At 70.1% G+C, this 23,761-nt stretch carries 18 protein-coding genes; 7 read left to right on the top strand and 11 right to left on the bottom strand.

Translation table 11 applies throughout. From position 1 onward, the window contains the following. Positions 1-93: 93 nt before the first annotated feature. The gene (locus ACQHII_RS41795; RefSeq protein ID WP_427924128.1) at positions 94-1,005 is read right to left on the bottom strand and encodes a LysR family transcriptional regulator; all 912 of its coding nucleotides are present in this window, start codon (positions 1,003-1,005) and stop codon (positions 94-96) included. Positions 1,006-1,469: 464 nt separating this feature from the next. On the opposite strand from ACQHII_RS41795, the gene ACQHII_RS41790 reads away from it, so the two are divergent. Together ACQHII_RS41790 and ACQHII_RS41785 are read left to right on the top strand one after the other, a co-directional pair. After that, a complete protein-coding gene (locus ACQHII_RS41790; RefSeq protein WP_427925525.1) occupies positions 1,470-2,075 on the top strand; it encodes a TetR/AcrR family transcriptional regulator in 606 nt (201 codons plus the stop codon). 101 nt (positions 2,076-2,176) lie between these two features. Further along, entirely contained in the window at positions 2,177-3,289 is a 1,113-nt protein-coding gene (locus ACQHII_RS41785; RefSeq protein WP_427924127.1) for a cobalamin-independent methionine synthase II family protein, read from the top strand. A gap of 93 nt (positions 3,290-3,382) precedes the next feature. On the opposite strand, the gene ACQHII_RS41780 is transcribed toward ACQHII_RS41785, so the two are convergent. The 7 genes from ACQHII_RS41780 to ACQHII_RS41750 form a co-directional block, all read right to left on the bottom strand. Then, entirely contained in the window at positions 3,383-4,459 is a 1,077-nt protein-coding gene (locus tag ACQHII_RS41780; RefSeq protein WP_427924126.1) for a chorismate-binding protein, read from the bottom strand. A gap of 78 nt (positions 4,460-4,537) precedes the next feature. Then, positions 4,538-5,401, bottom strand: coding sequence for a bifunctional 5,10-methylenetetrahydrofolate dehydrogenase/5,10-methenyltetrahydrofolate cyclohydrolase (locus ACQHII_RS41775; protein ID WP_427924125.1), 864 nt, complete (start codon positions 5,399-5,401; stop codon positions 4,538-4,540). A gap of 43 nt (positions 5,402-5,444) precedes the next feature. Further along, a complete protein-coding gene (gene purU / locus ACQHII_RS41770; protein WP_427924124.1) occupies positions 5,445-6,353 on the bottom strand; it encodes a formyltetrahydrofolate deformylase in 909 nt (302 codons plus the stop codon). Further along, complete coding sequence (locus ACQHII_RS41765; protein WP_427924123.1) at positions 6,350-7,222, bottom strand: methylenetetrahydrofolate reductase; 873 nt, start codon at positions 7,220-7,222, stop codon at positions 6,350-6,352. The genes purU and ACQHII_RS41765 overlap by 4 nt, the downstream gene beginning before the upstream one ends. 180 nt (positions 7,223-7,402) lie before the next feature. Continuing rightward, positions 7,403-8,746, bottom strand: coding sequence for an aminomethyl transferase family protein (locus ACQHII_RS41760; RefSeq protein WP_427924122.1), 1,344 nt, complete (start codon positions 8,744-8,746; stop codon positions 7,403-7,405). 106 nt (positions 8,747-8,852) lie between these two features. Beyond that, complete coding sequence (gene folP / locus ACQHII_RS41755) at positions 8,853-9,743, bottom strand: dihydropteroate synthase (protein ID WP_427924121.1); 891 nt, start codon at positions 9,741-9,743, stop codon at positions 8,853-8,855. A gap of 169 nt (positions 9,744-9,912) precedes the next feature. Then, positions 9,913-11,319: an NAD-binding protein gene (locus ACQHII_RS41750; RefSeq protein ID WP_427924120.1), complete on the bottom strand. Its 1,407-nt coding sequence runs from the start codon at positions 11,317-11,319 to the stop codon at positions 9,913-9,915. 413 nt (positions 11,320-11,732) lie between these two features. On the opposite strand from ACQHII_RS41750, the gene ACQHII_RS41745 reads away from it, so the two are divergent. The 3 genes from ACQHII_RS41745 (at position 11,733) to ACQHII_RS41735 (ending at position 16,096) form a co-directional block, all read left to right on the top strand. After that, positions 11,733-12,632: a LacI family DNA-binding transcriptional regulator gene (locus ACQHII_RS41745; RefSeq protein WP_427924119.1), complete on the top strand. Its 900-nt coding sequence runs from the start codon at positions 11,733-11,735 to the stop codon at positions 12,630-12,632. A 384-nt stretch (positions 12,633-13,016) separates the two neighbouring features. Next, a complete protein-coding gene (locus ACQHII_RS41740) occupies positions 13,017-14,360 on the top strand; it encodes an aminomethyl transferase family protein (protein ID WP_427924118.1) in 1,344 nt (447 codons plus the stop codon). 284 nt (positions 14,361-14,644) lie between these two features. Then, positions 14,645-16,096, top strand: coding sequence for a purine-cytosine permease family protein (locus ACQHII_RS41735; RefSeq protein ID WP_427924117.1), 1,452 nt, complete (start codon positions 14,645-14,647; stop codon positions 16,094-16,096). A gap of 11 nt (positions 16,097-16,107) precedes the next feature. Here the strand turns inward: ACQHII_RS41735 and ACQHII_RS41730 are convergent, their stop codons facing one another. Then, a complete protein-coding gene (locus tag ACQHII_RS41730; protein ID WP_427925524.1) occupies positions 16,108-17,985 on the bottom strand; it encodes an ABC transporter ATP-binding protein in 1,878 nt (625 codons plus the stop codon). Between the two features lie 150 nt (positions 17,986-18,135). Between ACQHII_RS41730 and ACQHII_RS41725 the strand changes: the two genes are divergently transcribed. Then, positions 18,136-19,068 (top strand): lysylphosphatidylglycerol synthase transmembrane domain-containing protein, encoded by a 933-nt coding sequence (locus tag ACQHII_RS41725; protein ID WP_427924116.1) that lies wholly within the window; start codon positions 18,136-18,138, stop codon positions 19,066-19,068. A gap of 209 nt (positions 19,069-19,277) precedes the next feature. Here the strand turns inward: ACQHII_RS41725 and ACQHII_RS41720 are convergent, their stop codons facing one another. Next, a complete protein-coding gene (locus ACQHII_RS41720) occupies positions 19,278-20,717 on the bottom strand; it encodes an FGGY family carbohydrate kinase (protein ID WP_427924115.1) in 1,440 nt (479 codons plus the stop codon). 246 nt (positions 20,718-20,963) lie between these two features. Here ACQHII_RS41720 and ACQHII_RS41715 point away from each other — a divergent pair, with 246 nt between their 5' ends. After that, entirely contained in the window at positions 20,964-22,061 is a 1,098-nt protein-coding gene (locus tag ACQHII_RS41715; protein WP_427924114.1) for a mechanosensitive ion channel family protein, read from the top strand. Positions 22,062-22,103: 42 nt separating this feature from the next. On the opposite strand, the gene ACQHII_RS41710 is transcribed toward ACQHII_RS41715, so the two are convergent. After that, positions 22,104-23,687 (bottom strand): M1 family metallopeptidase, encoded by a 1,584-nt coding sequence (locus ACQHII_RS41710; protein WP_427924113.1) that lies wholly within the window; start codon positions 23,685-23,687, stop codon positions 22,104-22,106. Positions 23,688-23,761 lie beyond the last annotated feature (74 nt).

Here is a 23,761-nt window from a genome sequence, read left to right as displayed (position 1 = left end):
GCCACACCGAGCACGGCTGTCCATCAGTCGGTACAAAATATTGGTTACCGGGGCGAATCATAAAGTTTCGCGCCGCGCAGGTATCGGCGAACGTCAACAGCCGATCGTGGGAATCGGGTTCTCCGCGAACCACTTGGCGAGGAAGTCCAGGAAGACCGTGATCTTGCGCTGGGTGCCCGGGCCGGGGCCGTGAATCGCGTAGAGCGGGCGGTCGGGTGCGGCCAGTTCGGGCAGCTGGACCTGCAGAGCGCCGGAGACGAGATCGTCGTAGGCGGACCGCTGCGGCAGCAGGGCGATGCCGCGGCCGTGGACGGCGGCCTTCTGGAGGGCGATGTACGAGTTGGACGAGAAGGCCACGTTGCGGATCTTGTGCAGCGTGGAGGCGCGTCCGTGCCCGATGCGCCAGACGGGGTCGTTGATGTGCACCAGGCAGTCGTGGGTGGCCAGGTCATTGGGGTGCGCCAAGGGGCCGTGTTCGTCGATGTACGTCTTCGACGCGCACAGGACGAAGGGCAGCGAGGCGATCTTCTTCAGGCGCACGTTGGAGTCCCGGAGGTCCCGAGTGTGGAACGCCAGGTCGAAGCCGCCGTCCAGGAAGTCGTACGTACGGTCGGACACGCCTCCCAGCTCGAACCGGATCCGGATCTTCGGGTGGGCCGCGGAGAACGCGGCGATGGCGTCCCCGAGGTCCAGACTCCCTATCCACTTCGGGCAGATGATGCTGAGCACGCCCTCCGCCCTGTCGTGCAGATCCGCGATGCTGGAGTCCTCGGCGTCGATCTCCTTCACGATGCGGGCGGCGAACTCGGCGTAGCGCAGGCCCGGTTCGGTCAGGCTCACCGAGCGGGACGTGCGGTTGACCAGCCGGACGCCGACCTGTCGCTCCAGCTCGGCGACATGCCGCGACACGAGTGATCCCGACGACCCCAGCGCTTTGGCGGCTCCGCTGAAGCTGCCGAGGTCGGCGACGATGACGAAACTGCGCATGAGGAGCAGACGGTCCATGGCGTTCCTCCGGTCGTCCGCGGCGCCGGTGTCCCTCCGGGCCGCGTCGAACATGGGGCGATGCACGTGGGTGAAGCCATCTCGCAGGCGACGAACCCGGAAGGCGGACGATGGCGAAGCGGAGGACCGTCAGGGTCATGCCGGTCGACACACTTACCGATACTAGATCGATCTAGTGATCGTAACAGAAACCAGTCATGATCACGAGGTCCCTGCTGGAAGCCCCGGTTCGGCACAGAGGCAGGCCGAGGAGGCCGAGGAGGCCGAGGAGGCCGAGGAGGCCGCCGCGATGATCGCGAAACTCGGCATCCGGCCGCCTCACGGAGGCGGCCCGGGACGGCTGCGGCGGCGGTCGCCGTCTCGACCTTGCCGCGCCGCCGCGGTCCATGACCTGACCCGCGCCAGAGCCGGTGGAGCTGACCGAAGTCCGCAGCAGCCAGGCACCTAACATGACCGGTGTGAGGATGACAGCGACGGACCGGCGACAACTCATCACGCGGGCTGCGGGTGAGCTGTTCATCGCGCGCGGCTACGCCGGCGTCTCCATGGAGGACGTACTGACGGCGGTGGGCGGGTCCAAGGCGACCCTGTACCGCTATTTCACCGACAAGAGCGCCCTGTTCCGCGCGTCCGTGCAGGCGCTGTGCGACGAATGGTCCCAGCCGCTGCACACGTTCACGCCGGGCAGCGCGAACCTCACCGACACCCTGGTCGCACTCGGTCAGCACTTCGCCGGTGTCGTCCTCACGCCCGAGGCGATCGCCCTGCACCGGCTGGTCACCGCGGAGGCCGTACGCATCCCCGGGCTCGGGGAGGTCTTCGCCGAGCACGGGCCGAACGCGGGTCACGCGGTACTCGGGCGCTGCCTCCAACAGGCGTGCGACGACGGGCTGATCAGGGTCGAGGACCCGGTGCGAGCGGCGGAACAGCTCTACCAGGCCATGCTGGGCCACGCGCAGATGCGGCTGCTGACGGACGCGCCCGTGAAGCTGACCGAGGCCGAGGTCCGTGCGTCCATCGAGGAGGCGGTACGGGTCTTTCTGCACGGTGTCTCCGTCGACCCGGCCTGACCTCTTCGCGAAGCACACTGCGCCCGGCACACATCTTGCCCCCGAGGTGTACTGGACCGTACCGTACAGCTGTCTTGCGACCTTCGAGCAAGGGACGGCCGATGCCGACGACGATCCGAGCCGAACATGTGGGAAGCCTGCTGCGTCCCGGGGAACTGCTGGCGGCGCGTGCCGCGCACCGGCGGGGGGAGGTCTCCGGCGAGCGGCTCACCGAGCTCGAGGACCAGGCGGCGACCGCCGCGGTGAAGCTGCAACAGGACGCCGGAATGCAGGTCTTCACCGACGGCGAGGTGCGGCGGGACGACTTCATGGCTTCGGTGGTGGAGACGGTCGGCGGGCTGGCTCCCGCCGAGGAGTCCTCGGCCCGGCCCCGCTGGATCCGTGACAGCGACGGCGCCGAACTCGACGGCGACGTCGCGTCGGTGGCGATCACCGCGCCCCTGTACCGGCGGACGCCGCTGTCCCTCGCCGAGGCCCGCTGGCTGTCCGGGAACACACAGGGGCCGTACAAGATCACCATGGCCAGTCCGACGATGGTGGCGGGCTTCTGGCGGCCGGGGGTGTCGGAGGACGTCTATCCGACCCGACGGGACGCGGTGGCTGCGCTGGCCGGCATCTACCGGCAGGACATCGCCGATCTGATCGACACCGGAGTGTCCTGGCTTCAGCTCGACTCGCTCGCCTATTGGGCCAACATCGATCCCGAGGCCGCGCGGATGCGCCGGGTGACCGACCTGGAGGGACATCTCTCCCACATCATCGACACGGACAACGGCCTTATACGGTCGGCCCGTTCGCGGCGCCCCGGCATGACCGTGGCCATGCACTTCTGCCGGGGCAACATGCGCAGCGCCTGGTCCGCCCGGGGCGGCTACGAGCCCATCGCGGAGCGGGTGTTCGGCGAGGTCGAGGTCGACCGCTTCCTGCTGGAGTACGACACGGAGCGTTCCGGCGGCTTCGAGCCGCTGCGCTTCGTGCCGCCCGCCAAGACCGTCGTCCTGGGGCTGGTGTCGTCCAAGGTGGCGGAGCTGGAGTCGGTGGACACCCTGCGCCGGCGCATCGACGAGGCGTCGCAGTATCTGCCGTTGGAGCAGCTCGCCCTGAGCCCGCAGTGCGGGTTCGCCTCGACGAGCCAGGGCAATCTGCTGACCGTCGACGAACAGCGCCGCAAGCTGGAGCTCGTCGCGGAGACCGCGCGTCTTGTCTGGGGTTGATCGCGGCACCACGGCACCCAGCAAGGGCGCTACAGCGGCTGGCTCACGGCTCAACAGCCTCCGTCCAGTGGGTCTTTGACCCGGTGCGGTTCCTCACGTGCCGTCGAGGACCGCGAGCCGTCGGCGCGGGTGCGCGTCCGCCGAGCCGCCGTTGGATGCGATCGCCAGCAGCCTCGCCGCCTTCAACTCGGTCTCCTGCCACTCCCGTTCGGGGTCCGAGTCCCAGGTGATGCCGGCTCCGGCGCCGAAGTTGAGGCGCTGGCGGGCGCGGTCGATCCAGAAGGTGCGGATACCGACGGCCAGTTCGCCGGTGCCGCGATCGGCGTCGACCCAGCCGATGCCGCCGCAGTACGGTCCACGAGGTGCGGTCTCCAGGGCGGTGATGATGCCGAGGGCGCTCTCCTTCGGAGCGCCCGTGACGGATCCCGGTGGGAAGGTCGCCGCCAGCAGCTCGGGCCAGCCCACTCCGTCGCGCAGCTCGCCGCTCACCGTGGAGACGAGGTGGACGAGCCCGGGATGGCGTTCCACCGCGCACAGGTCCGGCACGGTGACGCTGCCGGTGGCGCACACGCGACCGAGGTCGTTGCGGACGAGGTCGACGATCATCACGTTCTCGGCGAAGTCCTTCTCCAGCAGGTCCGCCTCGGTGCGCCCGGTCCCCTTGATGGGGCCCGACTCGATCGCCCGCCCTTCGCGGCGCAGGAAGAGTTCGGGGGAGGCCGTCGCCACCTCAAGACCCGGGCCCGGCAGCCTGATCAGGCCCGCGTACGGCGCGTGGTGGCGGGCCGCCAACCGGTCGGCCAGCGCCTCGATGTCGGCGTCCGCGCCGATGCGTGCGGACAGCACACGGCAGAGGTTGGCCTGGTACACCTCACCGCGCGCGATGTGCTCGCGGATACGCCGCACGCCCTCCATGTAGGCCTCGCGGTCCAGCGACGTGGCCCACAGGCCGGGCGCGGGACCGTTCCAACGGGCGCCTCGGACGGGGTGCTGCGCGGCGGGCCGTACGTCTCGGAAGCGGGCGCAGGTCAAGCGCCCCTCGAAGTCGGCCACGACGGCCCAGAAGCCCTCGGAGTCGAGCGCGGCGGGGTCATGGGTGACGTCGATCAGGTCGGTCGCCACCCGGCCACCGAGCCGGGCCAGCGGCGGGAGTCGGAGTGGCAGTCGCATCGTGTCCGGCACCTTTCCGATCGCGGGCGAACAGCTTCGGCGCGCGTCGACGCCCTGGGCACCAACCCGCCAACTCGCTCATGCGGGCACGGTGTCGGGCACGGCGTTCCACTCGGCTGCCCGGAGGGTGTTGACCATCAGCATGGCGATGGTCATCGGGCCCACCCCGCCCGGAACGGGGGTGATGCGGCCGGCGACGCCGTCGAGTTCGGCGGCGCGGACATCGCCGGTCAGGCCCTGGGGGGTGCGGTGGATGCCGACGTCGATGACGGTGGCGCCGGGCTTGACGTGCTCGGGTCCGACAAGACCCCGGACTCCGGTGGCGACCACGACGATGTCCGCGGGGCGGGTGACGGCCGCCAGGTCGGCGGTGAACTCGTGGGCGACCGTCACCGTGGCGCCGCGTCTCAGCAGCAGCTGGGCCAGGGGGCGGCCGACGAGTTCGCCCCAGCCGACGACGGCGACGCACGCGCCCCTGAGTTCGATGCCCTCGGTGTCGAGGAGTTCGATGACGCCGCTCGGTGTGCAGGGGCGCAGTCCGCGTTCGCCGCGGGCCAGTCGGCCCGCACTGGCTGTGGTCAGGCCGTCGACGTCCTTGGCCGCGGGGATCCGGTCGATCAGGGCCGCGGCGTCGAGGTGGGCGGGCAGCGGGAGTTGGAGCAGGATTCCGGAGACGTCCGGTGCGGCCGCCAACTCGTCGATGAGCGCGGCGACTTCGGCCTCGGAGGAGTGCCGGGGAAGGTGTCGGTGGAAGTCGCGCATACCGGCCTCGCGGATGGCGCGGCGTTTGGCGGCGACGTAGACGGCGCTGGCCGGGTCGTCGCCGACCAGGATGGTCGCCAGACCGGGCACCCGTCCCAGGACCGCGGTCTCGGCGACCCGTTCGGCGACCCGGGCCCGGATGTCACGGGCGATCCGGGAACCGTCGATGGTGGTTGTCATGAGGGCGAACCGCTTTCTGCCGGTGAACGTTCCACGCGCGGGTTCAGGCGAAGACGATGGTGTGCTTGCCGTTGCGGATGACCCGGTCCTCGGCGTGCCACAGCACCGCGCGGGAGAGGACGGCGCGTTCCACGTCGGCTCCGCGACGGGTGAGGTCGGCGGCCGTGTGGGCGTGGCTGACCCGCACCACGTCCTGCTCGATGATCGGGCCCTCGTCGAGGTCCTCGGTGACGTAGTGGGCGGTGGCGCCCACCAGTTTCACGCCCCGCTCCTTGGCCTTGGCGTAGGGACCGGCGCCGATGAAGGCGGGCAGGAAGGAGTGGTGGATGTTGATGATCGGTACGCCGACCTGCTCGATGAAGTCGCCGGAGAGGATCTGCATGTAGCGGGCGAGGACGACGAAGTCGACGTTGTCCTTGAGCAGCCGCAGGTGTTCGGCTTCGGCGGCCGACTTGTCCGCGCCCATGGACGGGACGTGGAAGAAGGGGATGCCGAAGCTGCGTACCTCCTCCGCGGTGTCGGGGTGGTTGGAGATCACCATGGCGATACTGACCGGGAGTTGGCCCTGCCGGTGGCGCCACAGCAGGTCGAGCAGGCAGTGGTCGGACTTGGAGGCGAAGATCGCGACCCGTTTCGGCACGGACAGGTCGCGCAGGGTGTAGCCGAGGCCGTACGGCTTCACCAACTCCTTGTCGAAGTCGGCGCGCAGGCCGGGCAGCGCGGCCCGCAGTCCCTCCAGGCCGAACACCGTGCGCTGGAAGAAGGCGCCGCCCTGCGGGTTGTCGGAGTACTGGTCGAGGGAGACGATGTTGGCGCCGTGCCGGCCGAGGACCGAGGTCACGGCCGCGACGATGCCGGTGGCGTCGGCTCCCTGGACGATCAGTGACGCCTGGTGCCCCGCTCCCCCGGTCTTCTTGGTGATGCTGGTGGGCGCGGCCTGCGTGACGGTCATACGAGGTTGTCCTTCCTGAACTGTGCGATCCACTCGGACGTGGCCCGCAGGCCGCCGAAGGTGTAGAAGTGGATCTTTATGTCTCCGTGGCGGGCCGGGTCGTAGCCGTCCGCGAGTGCGCGCAGGAACCTGTCCGGGCCCGCGGTGCCCATCAGGTTGGTGATGGACAGGCCGTACTTCTTGGCGATGGAGGCGCTGGTGCCGACGCCGAACCGGGTGGCGTACGACATCAGCCGTCGCACACCGGCCGGTCCGGGGACGCCGATCCGGACGGGCAGCGTGATGCCCTCCGCGCGGACCTTCTCCAGCCAGGCCAGGACGGGATCGACGTCGAAGCCGAACTGGGTGATGACGCTGCCGTCGAGTTCCTGCTCGGCGATGGACGCGTTCTTCTCCCGCAGCGCGGACCACAGCACGTCCCGAGCGATGTCCGGGTGGCCCTCCGGGTAGCCGCTGATGCTGATGTGCCGGACGCCGTACTCCCGCAGCAGTCCCGTCTCGATGAGGGCGAGCGAGTCCTCGTAGGGGCCCTCGGGGCGGGTGGGGTCGCCGCCGACGGTGAAGACGTTGGCGCAGGTGCCGTCGGCCCGGAGCCGGGCGAGGAACTCCTCGAACTCGGCCTGCGAGCCGAGGCGTCGGGCGGAGATGTGCGGCACCGGCACGAAGCCGAGGCGTTTCACCGCCCGGGACGCCTCCAGGCGCAGTTCGAGGTTCTCGTTGCCGAGGAAGGTGACGTTGATGCGGGTGCCCTGCGGGATGGAGTGCCGGGCCTCCTCCAGTTTCGGGACGTCCTTGCCTGTCATCTCCAGGGAGAAGTCCTCCAGCAGCGATGTGCTCACCGCCGCCGAGGCCGTGCTGAGGGGGTTCATCGTGCTCCTTGTCGATCGGGAAGGGGGCGGTGGGCGGCCGGACGTGTGACGCCACGTCCGGCCACCCACCGTGCGCGGTGCGCCCCGCAGGGGTGCGGGGCCGCGTCGATGTGCGGCTCCGCCGCGTGGGCGCGACCAGCCACGACGGGCCCGCGGACGACGAGCCGGCCCCGCGAAGTGCTACCGGTTACGCCGGTACTCGGTGCGCGCGTGCCGGTCGAACGGGCTGGGCTGGACGGTCGCGCGGATGCGCGGGAACCCGAGGTCGGCCTCGGGGTCGGTACCGAGACCGGGGTGCTCGCCCCAGACCACGGTCACCTCGGTGCCGGGCTCGGCGTGCGCGGAGTCGATCAGCGTCTGCGCCAGCACCGTGCCGACCGGGTCGATCGACGCGGTCTGCATGGTCGCGCCGACCAGGCCGGCCGAGGTCTCCACCCGGTGGCGGGCGTAGGTGAGGACGAAGCCAGGATCCGCTCCCCCGCCGATCACCCGGCGCACGTCGTCGGCGTCGAACACCAGGGTGACCTTGGTGCGGCGGGGCTCGTCCTTCGCCTTGAGCAGGGCGTCGCGGCCGTGGAAGTCGTGCCCGAAGTGGATCAGCCGGCCGTAGCCCAGCTCGTACGGGGAGACGTAGAAATCCTCGATGTTCTCCGAGAAGTAGCTGCCGTTGAGCGGGCGCTTGCCCTCGATGCCGAACAGCGGGAGCCAGGCGCGGTATTCCGCGAGTTCGGGGTCGACGTAGATGCCCGGGACCGGCGAGGGGATCCAGCCGCTCTCGACACTCGGCGTGGTGTACGCCAGCGCGCCGACCTGCACCAGGCCCAGCGGTTCACCGGCCTTGAGGAACGCCTCGTGCACGTACGCGGCGTGCTCCCAGGGGCCGATGAACTCGTAGCCCGCCTGCCCGGCCATGCCGTGGCGCAGTGCCTCGAAGGAGCGGCCGTGCAGGGTGACCGGCGTGGAGTGGAAGAACTTGGTCTCCGGCAGCGGGCCGCCGAAGACGTTCTCGATCAGCTCCAGTGCCAGCGGACCCTGGATCTGGTAGCGGAACAGTTTGGGGTCACCGCCGCCGGGCCGGAAGGCGGAGGACGCGTCGGTCTCGAAGGCGACGTCGTAGCCGCCCTTCTCCGCGTGGTACTGCACCCAGTGCTGGGCGGCGGGGACACCACTGAGGAGGTACTTGTCCTCGGCGCGCCGCAGGAGGATGCCGTCGGTGACGATCTTGCCGTCCCGGGTGACCGGTACGTACTGCTTGGCCTGGCCGATCGCGAACTTCTCGAAGTTGTTGGCGCCGTAGTCGGCCAGCACCCGGGTGGCGTCGGGACCCTCGATCCACAGGTCGAACATGTGGTGCGAGAGGTTGAGCAGTGCGACGCCCTCGTGCCAGGCCGCCTGCTCCTGGCGCCAGCCGACGTACTCCCGCTCGACCACCTCGGGGGTCCACGGCTCGGCGTTCGGCTGCCAGAGCAGACCGACGGGCGAACCGGCCTTGTCGATGCCGTCCTGAAGACTGGGGATTGCCATTGCGGCTCCTCTCAAAGCCCTCTCCCAGAAGTGCTAAATCGATCTAGTGACGCGGCTCGTCACAATCGGCTCACTTCGGGAGGAAAAGGGGGATCGCTAGAACGATCTAGCGCAAGCTAGCAGACGGGTTCGGAGCTTGGGGAGACTCGTGCGGCGCATTCTTTGATGGCTCAGCGCGACGGTCTCCGGACTCCGCGAGCCGACGGACGCCCGCCCAGGCGGCGGCCACAGACACCGCGTGCAGGCTGGAGCGGACGTCGTGCACGCGCACGCAGAACGCGCCGCCAGCGGCGGCCAGGGCGGACACCGCCGCCGACGCCGCGTCGCGGTCGCGGGGCACGGTGTCGATCCCCGCCCGGTCGCTCAACGCGGCACCGATGAAACGCTTCCTGGACGCCCCCACCAGCACGGGGAGACCGGTGGCCCGCAGGTCGGGCAGATGCGTGAGGAGTTCCCAGTCGTGGGCGGCACGCTTGGCGAACCCGAGTCCGGGGTCGAGGATGATGCGCCCCGGATCGATCCCGGCCGCGGTGAGCGCCTCCACGCGGCGCAGCAGTTCGGCGGTGACATCGCCGACGACGTCGCGGTAGACCGCGTGGCGGTCCATCTCGCGGCTGGGCGCACGCCAGTGCATCGCCACGTACGGCACCCCGGCCGCCGCGACGACGGCGGCCATGGCGGGATCCGCCAGCCCTCCGCTGACGTCGTTGACCATGCAGGCGCCGGCCTCGATCGCGGCGCGGGCGACCGCCGCGTGCATGGTGTCCACACTGACGGCCACCTCCGCACGCACCAGCTCCCGCACCACCGGCACCACACGGGTCAACTCCGCCTCCACCGGGACCGGTTCGGCCCCCGGCCGGGTGGACTCGCCGCCCACGTCGACCAGGTCGGCGCCCTCCTCCGCGAGTCTCAGACCCCGTTCCACGGCCGGTCCGGTCCCGGCGTACCGGCCACCGTCGGAGAACGAGTCCGGGGTCACGTTCAAGATGCCCATCACCAGGCACCGGCCGGGCCGTGGAAGCCCGGCGGGACCTTGCGGGGGTGGCTGCGCCACGGCACATCGCATGTCGATCACGGGTCGAACGACCTCCTCCGCCCGCGGGCCGTCCGCCCTGCGAGCTGGAAAAGCTAAATCGATATAGCGGACACGTTACAACGGATCGCTAAATCGTTCTAGTCCTGGGCGGTCGAATTTCGTCGCCCGTCAGCTGACGACGCCCCTCGACGTGGGCGCAGCGGTCGTGACCGACCAGGGCGCTGCGGCGCCACACGCCGGAGGTGTCCCGCAACCTGATCTCGTCGTGATGGGCGACCACGTCGCCGACCGGCTCGGCGCGCAGCCGGGCGACCACATACCCGGCGGCCAGACCGGTGATGTCGGAGACGACACCCATGGGCAGCAGCGAGCGCGTCTCGGCGATGGCGTCGTCCTCGCCCGCTCGCATCACCACGCGGATGTGCGGTGCGACGCCGTGGGCGGCGATGGCCACGGCGACGTTGTCCAGGTCGTCGGAGCCGACGGCGGCCAGCGCCCGGGCGTGACCGATGCGCAGCCGTTCCAGTACGTGGCGGTCTCCGCCGTGACCGTCCATGACGGGAATCCCGAGGGTGCGCGCCAGCCGTGCGGTCGCGGCCTGCGGGTCGCGTTCGACGCCGACGACGGGGATGCCCAGGGCGCGCAGCTCGACGCAGAGGCGCATGCCGACCTGGCCCATTCCCACCACGATGACGTGCCCCGCGCGGGGCAGAGTGCGCGGACCGACCAGCCCGATCAGGCGCGGTCCGAGCATGCGCTCGACCACTCCCGCGGTGAAGAAGGCGGTGAAGGCGACGGTGCTCAGCATCGCGAGGACGGCGAAGAACTGATACGCGTGGGCGTCCGGTGGCGCGGCGGCCGGACCCACGCCGGCCACCACCCGGGCCGCCTCGAACAGCGCCTCGGACGGGCGATGGCCGGCCGCCGTGAGCCACACCCAGTCGGCGGCGAGTACGACGAGCATCGCGAGCATGCCCAGGACGAGCAGCCGGGTGCCCGGATCGTGGGAGCGCAGCTGGAACCCGCCCCACCGTCCGAGGTACCGGCGACGCCGCTGCCCCGGCAGGGCCGCTTCCTCGGCTGCCAGGACACCGTCACGCTCCCGGACGACCTGGACACACCCTCCGCGCCGGCGAGCGGCGACGAAGGAAGGATCCAGGCACGGGCCGGCCAGTGACGGCGCCGCGAGGTCGGCCGGCGAGGTGACGTCGCACTGCGGCAGGAGGCGCGCGAGTTCATCGGCGATCGTGCGATCGAAGATCGTGACGATCAGAGGTACGTCGGGCGAGACGTGCGCGACGGCGAGCGCGTAGCGCAGGGCCGCGACATCGTCGTGGAGCAGTACGGCCACGCCCGCCGGCCGCGGGGCCAGCGCCGCGCGCAGTTCGGGGTCACGCGGACGCGGGAGGTGCCGCACCGCGTCGGACGAGCCGTGAAGCGCACTGCACACCCGGCCGGCCAGGTGCGTGTCGCCGATGACGACGTACGAACGGACGGGGCCGTGCTGCTTGTGATGCACTGAATCCAAGGCCATAAGGGCGATGTCCTGCCTTGAGAGATGACGGTGAGCCGGTGGGCGGTCGACCGGCTGGAGCCGGTCGGGGAAGCGGTGCGGGTCGTCAAGTGGCCTTCGGCCGACGGTGGTTGTCGTGAACGACCGACGCGGGAGCCACGGCCGGCCTTCGGACGGCACCACGGCGTACGACCCTTCGCCCGTCTGTAGGACGGCTCGGCGTGATTACGCGAGGATACGGAGGGACGCCCGATCCGGGATCTCCATGCCCGCCGCGCCGTACCGTACGGTTCAGTGCCGTACGGGGCAAGGCGCGATCGAATCCCGTCGGTCTCCTTACAATGGGTGAACGCCCATGTCGCTGGGACTCAGGTGCGCACGAGAACGTCAGAGCAGGGGTGATGGGGACGTCCAGAAGAGTCACGCTGAACGACGTGGCTGCGGCGAGCGGTGTTTCCCGCGCCACCGTCAGTTTCGTTCTCAACGACGACCCTCACCAGACGATCTCGGCCGCCACCCGCGACCGGGTGAAGGAGGCGGCCCGAACTCTCGGCTACGTTCCGCACGGCGTGGCGCGAGCACTGCGCGAAGGGTCCTCCCGGGTCGTCGTCCTGAACATCGACGCGGGCATGGAAGGCGCGTACTCCCGCAGCTACATCCACGGGCTCGACACGGAGTTGGCCGCCCACGACCACGTGCTCCTGGTCCGGCACGGCCACCACACCAAGCAGTCCACGCAGCAGGTCCTCGACGCCATCGTCCCCCGTGCGGTGATCCGCTTCGGCGAGACGTACCTGACCGGTCACGCCCTCGACGACCTGGGAGGCGGCTGGCGCAACGGCCTGGCCGCCCACACCGCGCTCCAGATCCGCCACCTCGTCGAACACGGCCACACTCACATCGCCCTGGCGCTGCCGGACACCGAGTCACCGCTCGCCGCGGCCCGGCTCCGCTTCATCGAGCACGCCGCACAGAACCTCGGCATCCCCACTCCCGTCTCCTTCATCACCCCCCGGGACCGGTCCGCCTGCGCCGACGCCGTCAGCGCGTTCCTCTCCCGGACCCCCGCGGTGACCGCGATCGCCGGCTTCAACGACGACGTGGCCCTGCGCGTCCTCACCGCCCTGCGCGACCTGGGCCGGCGCGTGCCGGCCGACACGGCCGTGATCGGCTTCGACGACAACGGCTACGGCGAACACGTCATCCCCTCGCTGACCACGATCAACGTCGACGGCGAGGCCCACGGCCGGCTCAGCGCCCGGCTCGCCCTGGGGCTCGACACCAGCGGTCTGGAGCCCCCGCCCGCGCGGGTCGTCGTCCGCGAGTCGACCTGACGGGGCGGGCCACGCACTTCACCCGCGGTGATCACGAAGACGGCGGCGTGGATTCCACCGACCGGAGGGTCCACGCCCTCGTCGGCGTAGGCGGAACGTGACCTCCGGCCGGCCGCTGCCGGCCCTCCGCTTCAGATTTTCCGCGCCCGGCTCTTGAGCGCGCCAGAAGTGTACCGTACCGTACAGTACACAACGCCGACGAAGGCTTCCGGCTCTTCGGCGTGCCCGCCCGTTCGGGCCGCACCCCTCAGCCGCGACACCCCCGAGCCGGGTCACTCACGACGCCAGGCGTCGCAAACGGCTTCGCCCCTGCCGTCGACAGAACGGCCGGCCACGCCTTTGCCGCCGCCTCACCCACGCATCGCGACGACATGGAGAACACCGATGGCACAACTCGAAGAGCAGATCCAGGCGGCCGGAGGGCCCTTGGGCCTGCTGCGCAGCGGCCGTTCCGGCGCCTACCCGTTCCCGATCAAGGCCGAGTTCACCAACTGGCTTGACGAGCAGGAGAGTTGGCGCAACTCGGCGGCGCTGATGGACCTGTCCCACCACATGACCGACCTCACCGTCGAAGGACCCGACTGCTACCGGCTGTTGGCCGATGTCGGCGCCAACACCTTCCAGGGCTTCGGCCCGATGAAGGCCAAGCAGTTCATCGCGGTCAACCACGACGGCTACATGATCGGCGACTGCATCCTCTTCTGCCTCGCCGACAACCATGTCCGCCTCGTCGGCCGTCCGCCGGCCCTCAACTGGGTCCAGTTCCATGCCGAGACCGGCGGCTACGACGTCACCCTGCGCCGCGACGAACGCACCGCGCAGAACCCGCACGGCCGCGAGTTCTTCCGCCTCCAACTCCAGGGCCCGCACGCCTCGGCCATCTTCGAGCAGGTCAACGGCGGCCCCATGCCCGACATCCCCTTCTTCAGCATGGGCAGGTTCAACATCGGCAAGCACGAGGTCACCGCCCTCAACCACCGTATGTCCGGCTTCCCCGGCCTTGAGTTCTTCGGCCCCTACGAACACATCGACGACGTCCGCGACGCCATCCTGGAAGCCGGCGAGCCCTTCGGTGTCCGTCAGATCGGTGCCCGTGCCTACGCCTCCGTGGCCACCGAGTCCGGCTGGATCGCCAACACCGTCCCCGCGGTCTACTCGGGCGAGAGCATGAGGACGTACCGCGAATGGCTCGGCGTGCGGACCTTCGAAGCCAATCTCTCCCTCGGCGGCAGCTTCGCCTCCGACCGCGTCGAGGACTACTACGTCACCCCCTGGGACCTCGGTTACGGCCACATCCTCAAGTTCGACCACGACTTCATCGGCCGCGAGGCACTGGAGCGCCGGAAAGGCGAGAAGCACCGCCGCAAGGCCTGGCTGGCCTGGCACCGCGATGACGTCGCGCGTGTCTTCGCCTCCCAGTACGAGCAGGGCGACCGGCGCTTCAAGTACATCGAGATGCCCGCCGCCTTCTACGCCGCCTCCCAGTTCGACCGCGTCGAGAGCAACGGCCGGCTGGTCGGTCTGTCGACCCTGTGCAGCTACACGGCCAACGTCCGCGGCTGGATATCCGTCGTCATGATCGACGACGACGTCCAGTACGGACAGCAGGTCGAACTGGTCTGGGGCGAGCCCGACGGCGGCTCCGCCAACCCCACCGTCGAACGCCACTCCCAGACCACCATCCGCGCCACCGTCATCCGCAGGCCCTTCGCCGGCGCCAAGCACTGACAGCGGTCCGCTCCGGCGAGGTTGCGCCCCTTGCAGGGCGGGGCACCAGGCAGGCGGCTCCCGCCTGGTGCCCCGCCCGCACCACCCGTGCCCGACAGGCGTCGACGAGGGCGGTCTTGGAGCTTGGGCCTGAACACGGTGCGCGGCATCGGAAACTCCCGGACTCGGCTCCTTCCACGCGGTCGCGGGTCAAGGGCTGGTTTCACAGTCTCCGTTGCGGTTGCCGAGTCCTCCGTGGGGGATGAATGTGGCCACAGAGGCTGGATCAGCACCTGGGAGGCACCGTGACCACCGCATCAGAGCCCCGGGTGTCGGGGCTGGAGATACGTTCCATCGACTACGTCCCCCTGAACGAGCGCCACGGCAAGCTGTGGCACCTCGGCCCCCTGTGGTTCATGTCGAACGCGCAGATCGCCACGCTGGCGGTCGGTCTGATCAGCATCACCGAGGGCGGCAACCTCATCTGGTCGCTCATCGCGATCGTCGCCGGCACCCTGCTCGGCACCTTCTTCATGGCCTTCCACTCGGCCCAGGGACCGCAGCTCGGACTGCCGCAGATGATCCAGTCGCGGCCCCAATTCGGTTACGTGGGCGCCCTGTTGGTGTGGCTGTTCGCGTATGTGCAGTACGCGGGCTTCAACGTCTTCAACACGATCCTGGCCGGTGAGGCCCTGCACACCACGGTGCACGGCAACACCAAGATGTGGGTGGCCGTGGTCACCGTCGTCGGTTTCGTGATCGCGCTGGTGGGCTACGACGTCATCCACAAGGCGGAGCAGTTCCTGACGTACACCTTCCTGGTCGTCTTCGGCATCTTCACCGTGGGCGTGCTGGCGACCCTGCACTACCCGGCGGGCTCCTTCGACCTCGGCGGCTTCTCCTGGACGCCGTTCCTGGCGCAGTTCGGTGTGGTCGCCGGCTATCAGATCAGCTGGGCGATCTACGTCTCGGACTACTCGCGCTACCTCCCGCCGGACGTGACCGTCCGCAAGACCTTCTACTGGACCTACTTCGGCTCGGCGCTCGGCGGGGTCTGGCTGATGACGCTCGGCGCGCTGCTCGCGGCCTGGGCGGGCAAGGACTTCGACACGATCCGCTCGATCAACGCGGCGGGCGACAAGGTGTTCAGCGGCTTCGGCGCGATCGTCCTCCTCTTCGCCACCCTGGGCCTGATCTCCGTCACCGCGCTGAACATGTACGGCGGTTCGCTGACCCTGATCAGCGCGATCGACTCGCTCAAGAGGGTCCGACCCACCGTGAGCGTAAGGGCGTTGACGATCGGGCTGACCGCCGCGCTCTCGCTGATCGGCGCGTTCGCCGCGACCGCCGACTTCCTGACGAACTTCAACAACTTCCTGCTGCTGGTGCTCTATCTGTTCATCCCGTGGACCGCGGTCAACCTGATGGACTACTACGTGGTGCGCCGCGGTCACTACGCCATCGCCGAGATCTTCAACCCGCACGGCATCTACGGCCGTTGGGGCTGGCACGGGATCATCTCCTACCTGGTGGGCTTCGGCGTGATGGTGCCGTTCTTCTCCGTCGGCACGCTCTACGTCGGCCCGATCGCCCACGCCATGGACGGCGCCGACCTCTCCCTGTTCGTCGGACTGCCGGTCGCCGGGCTCCTGTACTGGTGGCTCAGCCGCTCGATCGACGTCGAGGCCGAGATCCGGGTGGCCGAGGCGGAGGCAGTGGACCTGGAGAAGGCGGCGCACGAACACCGCGAGCCCTGACCTCGCGCCCCCTATGCGACCGCGTCCGGTACCGCCTGCTTCGCGAACTGCGTGCGGTACAGCTCGGCGTACCGCCCGTCGGCGGCGAGGAGTTCGTCGTGCGTGCCGCGTTCCACGATGCGCCCCGCCTCGACGACCAGGATCTGGTCGGCGGAGCGCACCGTGGACAGCCGGTGGGCGATCACCACGGCCGTACGGTCCTGGAGTGCCTCCGTCAGGGCCTCCTGCACGGCGGCCTCCGAGGTGTTGTCCAGGTGGGCGGTGGCCTCGTCGAGGATGACGACGCGCTGGCGGGCCAGCAACAGGCGGGCGATGGTGAGGCGTTGGCGCTCGCCTCCGGAGAGACGGTAGCCGCGTTCGCCGACGACCGTGTCCAGGCCGTCGGGCAGGGACCGTACGAGATCGTCGAGGCGGGAGCGGCGCAGCGCGTCCCACAACTCGTCCTCGGTGGCGGCGGGCCTGGCCAGCAGCAGGTTGGCGCGGACGGAGTCGTGGAAGAGGTGGCCGTCCTGGGTGACCATGCCGAGGGTGGCCCGCAGGGAGGCGGCGGTGAGGTCGCGGACGTCGGTGCCGCCGATGCGGACGGCGCCTTCGTCGACGTCGTAGAGCCGGGGCAGGAGTTGGGCGATGGTCGACTTGCCGGCGCCGGAGGAGCCGACGAGGGCGACGGTCTGGCCGGGTTCGGCGCGGAAGGAGACGCCGTGCAGGACCTCGGCGCCGCCGCGGGTGTCGAGGGAGGCGACCTCTTCGAGTGAGGCGAGGGAGACCTTGTCGGCGGAGGGGTAGGCGAAGCGGACCTCGTCGAACTCGACCGCGACCGGGCCCTCGGGGACCTCGCGGGCGTCGGGTTTGTCCTCGATCAGCGGTTTCAGGTCGAGCACCTCGAAGACGCGCTCGAAGCTGACCAGGGCGCTCATCACCTCGACGCGGGCTCCGGCGAGCGCGGTGAGCGGGGCGTAGAGGCGGGTCAGGAGCAGGGCCAGGGAGACGACGGCGCCCGGCTCCAGGGTGCCGTGCAGGGCGAACCAGCCGCCGAGGCCGTAGACGAGGGCGAGGGCCAGGGCGGAGACCAGGGTCAGTGAGGTGATGAACACCGACTGGGCGGTGGCCGTGCGGACGCCGATGTCGCGGACGCGGCTCGCGCGCTCGGCGAACTCCACGGATTCCTCCTCGGGGCGGCCGAAGAGTTTGACGAGGGTGGCGCCGGGGGCGGAGAAGCGTTCGGTCATACGGGTGCTCATCGCCGCGTTCAGGGTCGCCGCCTCGCGCTGCATGCGGGCCATGCGGCTGCCCATCCGGCGGGCCGGGATGACGAACACCGGGAGCAGGACGAGCGCGAGCAGGGTGATCTGCCAGGACAGGGTGAGCATGACGGCCAGCGTGAGCAGCAGTGTCACCACGTTGGACACCACTCCGGAGAGCGTGTTGCTGAACGCCCGCTGGGCGCCGATGACGTCGTTGTTGAGTCGGGAGACGAGCGCTCCCGTACGGGTACGTGTGAAGAACGCGACCGGCATGCGCTGCACATGATCGAAGACGGCTGTCCGCAGATCGAGGATGAGTCCCTCCCCGAGCGCCGAGGAAAGGCGTCGGCCGAGAATGCCGAGCGCCGCCTCCGCGACCGCGATCAGGGCGATGAGCAGGGCGAGGCGTACGACGGTGCCGTCGTCGCCACCCGACACGATCGCGTCGACGACATGTCCGGCCAGTACGGGGGTCGCGACGGCGAGCAGGGCGGTCAGCACCCCGAGCAGGACGAAGCGGGCGATCGGGCGGCGGTGCGGTCGCGCGAACGCGGCGATGCGGCGGAGCGTGGCGCGGGCCAGCGGGCGGCGCTCCTGTTCCGCGGTCATGACGCTGTGCAGTTGGGTCCAGGCCGTGCTCTCCATGCTCATGGGAGAGACCGTAGGACCTCAAGCGGCGTTGAGGTCAACGTATCCGCCGGATCCCCGCGCGAGGACACGTGTAAGGCCTCGCGTAAGGAACTGTCCGTGCTGCCGCAACCCGCAGTTGTCGTGGCGCGGAGAACCTCCAGTGATGTGAGACACATCCGCGTCCGGCAGATCCTGTGCCTGCTCCCATTGCTCCTGGTCGCCGTCGTCGCCGTCCAGCACCGGTCCGTCCTCGTCGCGGGCTTCGGCCAGCTGCGGTCGGCGGAGTGGCCCTGGCTGGTGGCGGCGGCCGGTGCCACCTGTCTGACGTGGGTCGCCGCCGCGGTCACCCGGCAGGGCGCCGTCGTCGAACGGCTTCCCGCGCGACGGCTGTTGGCCACACAGTTCGCGGCGGGCGCCGCGAATCACCTGCTGCCCACGGGACTTGGCGCGGGCGCGGTGAACCTGCGGTTCCTGACGGTGTGCGGGCTGCCGCTGGCCCGTTCGTCGGCCGCGCTGGCCCTGTTCCTGCTCGCGGAGTCGATAGCCCGGCTGACCCTGCTGACCGGTCTGCTGATCGCCTTCCCTGACGCCCTGCGCCTGGGAACTCTCCTTCCCGCGGGGGCGGTTGGCCCGCTGCTGCTGATCCTCGGCGCCGTGCTGTGCGCGGCGGTCGTGGTGCTCGTTCTGGTACGGCGGCTGCGTACCGCCGTCCTGTCGTTCCTGCGCACCGCGCTGAGCGAGGCCCGTTCGGTGCACACCCGGCCGGCCCGGGCGCTGGCGCTGTGGGGCGGTTCGCTGGCGTTCCCCGCGCTTCAGGCGGCCGGACTGGTCGCCGTGGGGCAGGCGTTGAATCTGCCGGTGCCGCCCGCGCAGATGGCGCTCGCCTATCTCGCGGCGACGGTCGCCGTCGCACTGGTGCCCACGCCGGGCGGGATCGGCTCGGTGGAGGCCGCGCTGATCGTGGCGCTGGTCGCGGCGGGCGGTCCGGTCGCGGTGGCCACGGCGGTGGTGCTGGCGTACCGGATCATCACCGTCTGGATCCCCATCATTCCGGGCGCGTTGACGCTCGGCGCGCTGGTCCGGCTGCGAGTCATCTGATTCACGACTCCGATCCGACATCCCTGTAAAGAAGCATCAGCCCTGGTCGAATCGTCGGCCAGGGCTGATTCGCGCTTGCCTCAACTCCCTCGTTTATTCTTTTTACTTGCCTGGCGAGCACGGAATCACCGAACTGGGCTCCTCCTGCGGCGAGTCGGGTCTGCTGCTGTGGGAACTCCGGGGCGGCAGGGGGTCGTTGGCCGTGACGGTCATGCGGGGGTCCGGTCGAGCAGGGCGGTGACCTCGGACCGGAAGGCGGCGAGGCGTTCGGCCGCGTGGTCGGGGCCGATGCGGGGTTCGTAGACGGCGGAGGGTTTCGCGTCGGGCAGCGCGTCGGCGAGGGACAGTCCGGGTTCGGCGCCGAGTCGGGCCAGCGCGCCCACGCCGAGGGCGGTCGCGTCGGGCAGCACAGACACCTCGACGGGGCATTGCAGCAGGTCGGCCTGGGTCTGCATGAGCAGGGCGGAGCGGGCGAGGCCGCCGTCGACGCGCAGCACGTCTAGAGGGGTGCCGAGGTCGGTGGTGGCGGCCGCGGCGAGTTCGACGACCTGTGCGGCGATGCCCTCGCACAGGGCGTGCACCAGGTGTCCGGCCGTGGTGTCGAGGCCGAGTCCGGTGAGGGAGCCGCGCAGGTCGCCGCGCCACCAGGGGGCGGCGAGTCCGGCGAGGGCGGGGACGAAGGTGACGCCGCCGTTGTCGGGGACGGTGCCGCCGACGCGGTCGAGGTCGGCGGGGCCGGCGATGACGCCGAGGTCGGTGAGCCAGCGTACGGCGGACGCGGCCGTGTACACCTGCCCGTCGAGGCAGTAACTCGTCCGCCCGTCCAGCCGCCAGGCCACGCAGCTCGCCAGGCCCGAGTCTCCGCGCCGGGGTGCACCGCCGGTGTGCGCGAGCAGGAACGCCCCTGTGCCGTAAGTGCACTTGGCGCTGCCGGGTGCGGTGATGCGCTGGGCGAACAGGGCCGCCTGCTGGTCCACGACGAGTCCGGTGAGGGGGATCTCCGCGCCGAACGCGGTGGTCGTACCGATGGGTCGGGCGCAGTCGACGACGCCCGGGAGGCGTTCGTCCAGGAGTCCGTAGAGGTCGAGGGCGCGCGGCGACCAGACGGCCTTGTCCAGGTCCAGGAGCTGGGTACGGCCGGCCGTCGCGGCGTCGGTGACATGGGTGCCGGTGAGGCGGTGCACCAGCCAGGAGTCGCTGGTGGTGACCATGCCCTCGCGGGTGAGGTGCCGACGGATCCAGGCCATCTTGGGGGCGGCGAAGTACGGGTCGAGCGGCAGCCCGGTCAGTACGCGTAACTCGTCGGCGTGCTCGGCGAGTCCGGCACAGACGCTCTCCGCACGCCGGTCCTGCCGCACGAGCGCGTCGGTCAGCGGCATACCGGTGTCGGGGTCCCAGGCGAGCACGGTCTCGCCCTGGTTGGCGAGGCCAAGCGCCGTCACGGGTTCGTCGGCCTCGGCGAGCGCGCGGCGCCCGGCGACGATCACCGACTCGTACAGTTCCTCGGGGTCGGCCTCGATCAGGCCGTCCGCCGGCCGGCGGTTCCCCACCGAGACGAACCCGGTGCCGATCACGCCGCGTTCGGGACAGATCACCAGGGCCTTCGTACCGGATGTTCCCTGGTCGACGGCGAGTACCGGACCCGTCATACCACCCCTCCCGTAGATCAACGCCCGCCAGCCTGCCGCCGTCCCGCACACCGCGTCAAGCATTTCTGATCTTCAGTCAACTCGTAGATATATCTGAGGAGTTGGGAACAACCGGGCAGCAGCGGGGGATGCGGGGGTACGGACCCACGGCACGGATACGGCAGGATGAGCGGTCGCGTCGGTGTGCGGGTCCGTCCCGGCCGGCGCGACCGCACTACCGGCAATGCCCGCAATTCGAGGTGACCGATGAACCGCACGCCGACCCTGGACGACTTCATGCTGGCCGGAATCGCTCTGGCCTCGGGCCTGTTGGCGGCGTTCCTGCTGCGCGTGCTGCTGCGCTGGCTCGGCAAGCACGCCGATCGCACCCGCTGGAGCGGCGACGACGTGATCGTCGACGCGCTGCGGACCGTGGTGCCGTGGTCGGCGATCGCCGGGGGCGCGGCGGTCGCGGGGGCGGTGCTGCCGTTGACGCACACGGTTCAGCACCAGGTCAACCAGACGCTCCGGGTGCTGGTGATCCTCGCCGTGACGGTGTCGGCGGCCCGCGTGATCGCCGGCCTGGTCCGGGCGGTCACCAACTCCCGTTCCGGTGTCGCCGGTTCGGCCACGATCTTCGTCAACATCACCCGGATACTGGTCCTGGCCATCGGCTTCCTGGTGATGCTCCAGACGCTGGGCATCTCGATAGCGCCCATGCTCACCGCCCTGGGCGTCGGTGGTCTCGCCGTCGCGCTCGCGCTCCAGGACACCCTCGCGAACCTGTTCGCCGGGATCCACATCCTCGCCTCGAAGACCGTGCAGCCCGGCGACTACATCCGGCTGAGCAGCGGCGAGGAGGGCTACGTCGAGGACATCAACTGGCGTCAGACGACGGTCAGGGCGCTCTCCAACAACCTGGTCGTCATACCGAACGGCCAGCTCGCCAAGACGAACATGACCAACTTCATGCGTCCCGAGCAGCAGTTGACGATCCTGGTCCAGGTGGGCGTCGGGTACGACAGCGACCTGGAGCACGTCGAGGAGGTGACCATGGAGGTCATCGCCGAGGTCATGACCGACATCACCGGAGCGATCCCGGAGCACGAACCGGCCATCCGCTTCCACACGTTCGGCGACTCGCGGATCGGCTTCACGGTGATCCTGGGCGTGGGCGAGTTCAGCGACCAGTTCCGCATCAAGCACGAGTTCATCAAGCGCCTGCACAAGCGGTATCGGGAGGAAGGCATCCGTATCCCGGCGCCGACGCGGACCGTGGCGCTCCAGCAGGGGTCCATCGCCATACCGCAGCAGCGGGTCCGGGAGGACGAGCCGGGCGAAGTGTCCTCCGCCCGGCTCGACTGACGGGTCAAGTGCGGCCGGGCCGACCCCGACCGGTCAACTCCCTCAGAGCGTCGCCGAGTTGTCGCGGTAGTGCCGCGGGGCGGCGAGCGACGGCTTCACCGGCGTCACCGTCCAGTCCGGATGACCGGGCATGCGCGGCGTCGTCGTACCGTAGAGCCAGTCCCGAAGGAAACCGGACAGGTCCTGGCCAGAGACCCTCGACGCGACGGCGATGTAGTCCTCCGTCGTCGCCGAGGAGTCGCGGTAGCGGGCGAGGAAGGTGCGCTCCACGGCGTGGAAGGTGTCCTCGCCGATGAACTCCCGCAGGGCGTACAGGACCAGGACACCGCCCAGGTAGCGCTGGTTGTCGAAGAGGTTGACCGCGTTGGGGGCCGCGACCGGCCCGGAGTCGTGGCGCCACTGGTCGCCGCGCGCGTAGGTGTCCTTCATGCGGGCCTCCATCGTGGTGAGGCCGAGCGAGTCGGGCCAGCCGCGCTCGTAGCGGTAGAGCAGTCCGTAGAAGTCGGCGTGGCCCTCGTTGAGCCACAGGTCGGCCCAGGTGGCGGGGCTGACGCTGTTGCCGAACCAGGAGTGGACCAGCTCGTGCATCATGTGCGAGCCGATCTTGCTCTCCACCTGGAGCAGGAAGTTCGGCTTGTACAGGGTGAGGGTCTGGGTCTCGAGTCCCGTGAAATCGAAGGCGGTCGGGCTGTCGGAGTTGCAGGGCAGCAGTCCGTACGTCTCGAACGGGAACGCCCCCAGCCGCTGCTCCAGCCAGTCCACCAGGCCCGGGGTCAGCGCGAGCGCCGGTTCCAGGGCGGCGGCGCGGGCGGTCGGCACGATGTCCCGCAGCGGCAGGCCGTGCGGGCCGCGGCGCTCCTTGACGACGTAGTCGCCGACCGTGATCTGCACCAGCTCGGTCGCCATCGGCGAGCGCGAGCGGTAGCTGAACGCGGTCCGGTCACCGTCCAGCCGCTCGGTGCACACCAGTTGACCGTTCGCGACCCCGCGCAGCCCGTCCGGGACGGTGACGCGGAACGTGAAGTCGGCCTTGTCGCTGGGGTGGTCGTTGCAGGGGAAGACGGTGTGAGCCAGGTTCGGCTGGCCGCACACCGCGAAACCGTCGGGGGTGAGGACCCAGCCGCCGGTAGGTGCGGCGGCGCGGCTCGGGTCGGCGGAGTACTCCACGCAGACGGTGACCCGGGCCTTCGCCGGCAGCGTCCGGGCGGGCGTGATCCGCAGCTTCTCGCCCGCCTGCTCGAAGTCGGCGCTGCGGCCCTGGACGCGGACCTCGTGGATGTCGAGGCCGAGGGCGTCGAGGGAGAAGCGGGTCAGGGCCTCGGTGGTGCGCAGTTCTATCGTGACTGTGCCGGCGACGAGCTTGGTCGTCGCGTCGTAGGCGAGGTCGAGGTCGTAGGAGTGGACGCGGTAGCCGTCGTTGCCGAGGCCCGGGTACACCGGGTCGCCGAGGGTCTCGCCGCCCTCCGCGCCCTTCCCCCGTCCGGTCGCCGTGTCCGCGTTGCCCCCTCCGGTCGTCCCGTCGTCGTTCCCCCGTCCGGCCGCGAAGGCCGGGGAACCCGTGGTCAGTGCCGTGGCCGTACCTATCAGGGCGGCCAGCGGGGCCGTCACTCTGGTGCGATTTCTCATGGTCCGCTTTCGCTCGGGCGGCCGGGTGGTCAGCTCCGGCCGTCGGTCGGTGAAGGTGATCCACCCGTTACTGA

The sequence above is a fragment of the Streptomyces sp. cg40 genome (assembly GCF_050320165.1).
GTDB lineage: Bacteria > Actinomycetota > Actinomycetes > Streptomycetales > Streptomycetaceae > Streptomyces > Streptomyces hokutonensis.
Note: the sequence above shows the minus strand (reverse complement) of the source record. Positions and strands in the feature narration are given on the sequence as shown.

Coding starts and splice junctions, on each gene's coding strand:
- ACQHII_RS41795 (WP_427924128.1), bottom strand. CDS start 1,005: ATGGACCGTCTGCTCCTCATGCGCAGTTTCGTCATCGTCGCCGACCTC.
- ACQHII_RS41790 (WP_427925525.1), top strand. CDS start 1,470: ATGACAGCGACGGACCGGCGACAACTCATCACGCGGGCTGCGGGTGAG.
- ACQHII_RS41785 (WP_427924127.1), top strand. CDS start 2,177: ATGCCGACGACGATCCGAGCCGAACATGTGGGAAGCCTGCTGCGTCCC.
- ACQHII_RS41780 (WP_427924126.1), bottom strand. CDS start 4,459: ATGCGACTGCCACTCCGACTCCCGCCGCTGGCCCGGCTCGGTGGCCGG.
- ACQHII_RS41775 (WP_427924125.1), bottom strand. CDS start 5,401: ATGACAACCACCATCGACGGTTCCCGGATCGCCCGTGACATCCGGGCC.
- purU (WP_427924124.1), bottom strand. CDS start 6,353: ATGACCGTCACGCAGGCCGCGCCCACCAGCATCACCAAGAAGACCGGG.
- ACQHII_RS41765 (WP_427924123.1), bottom strand. CDS start 7,222: ATGAACCCCCTCAGCACGGCCTCGGCGGCGGTGAGCACATCGCTGCTG.
- ACQHII_RS41760 (WP_427924122.1), bottom strand. CDS start 8,746: ATGGCAATCCCCAGTCTTCAGGACGGCATCGACAAGGCCGGTTCGCCC.
- folP (WP_427924121.1), bottom strand. CDS start 9,743: ATGGGCATCTTGAACGTGACCCCGGACTCGTTCTCCGACGGTGGCCGG.
- ACQHII_RS41750 (WP_427924120.1), bottom strand. CDS start 11,319: ATGGCCTTGGATTCAGTGCATCACAAGCAGCACGGCCCCGTCCGTTCG.
- ACQHII_RS41740 (WP_427924118.1), top strand. CDS start 13,017: ATGGCACAACTCGAAGAGCAGATCCAGGCGGCCGGAGGGCCCTTGGGC.
- ACQHII_RS41730 (WP_427925524.1), bottom strand. CDS start 17,985: ATGGAGAGCACGGCCTGGACCCAACTGCACAGCGTCATGACCGCGGAA.
- ACQHII_RS41720 (WP_427924115.1), bottom strand. CDS start 20,717: ATGACGGGTCCGGTACTCGCCGTCGACCAGGGAACATCCGGTACGAAG.
- ACQHII_RS41715 (WP_427924114.1), top strand. CDS start 20,964: ATGAACCGCACGCCGACCCTGGACGACTTCATGCTGGCCGGAATCGCT.
- ACQHII_RS41710 (WP_427924113.1), bottom strand. CDS start 23,687: ATGAGAAATCGCACCAGAGTGACGGCCCCGCTGGCCGCCCTGATAGGT.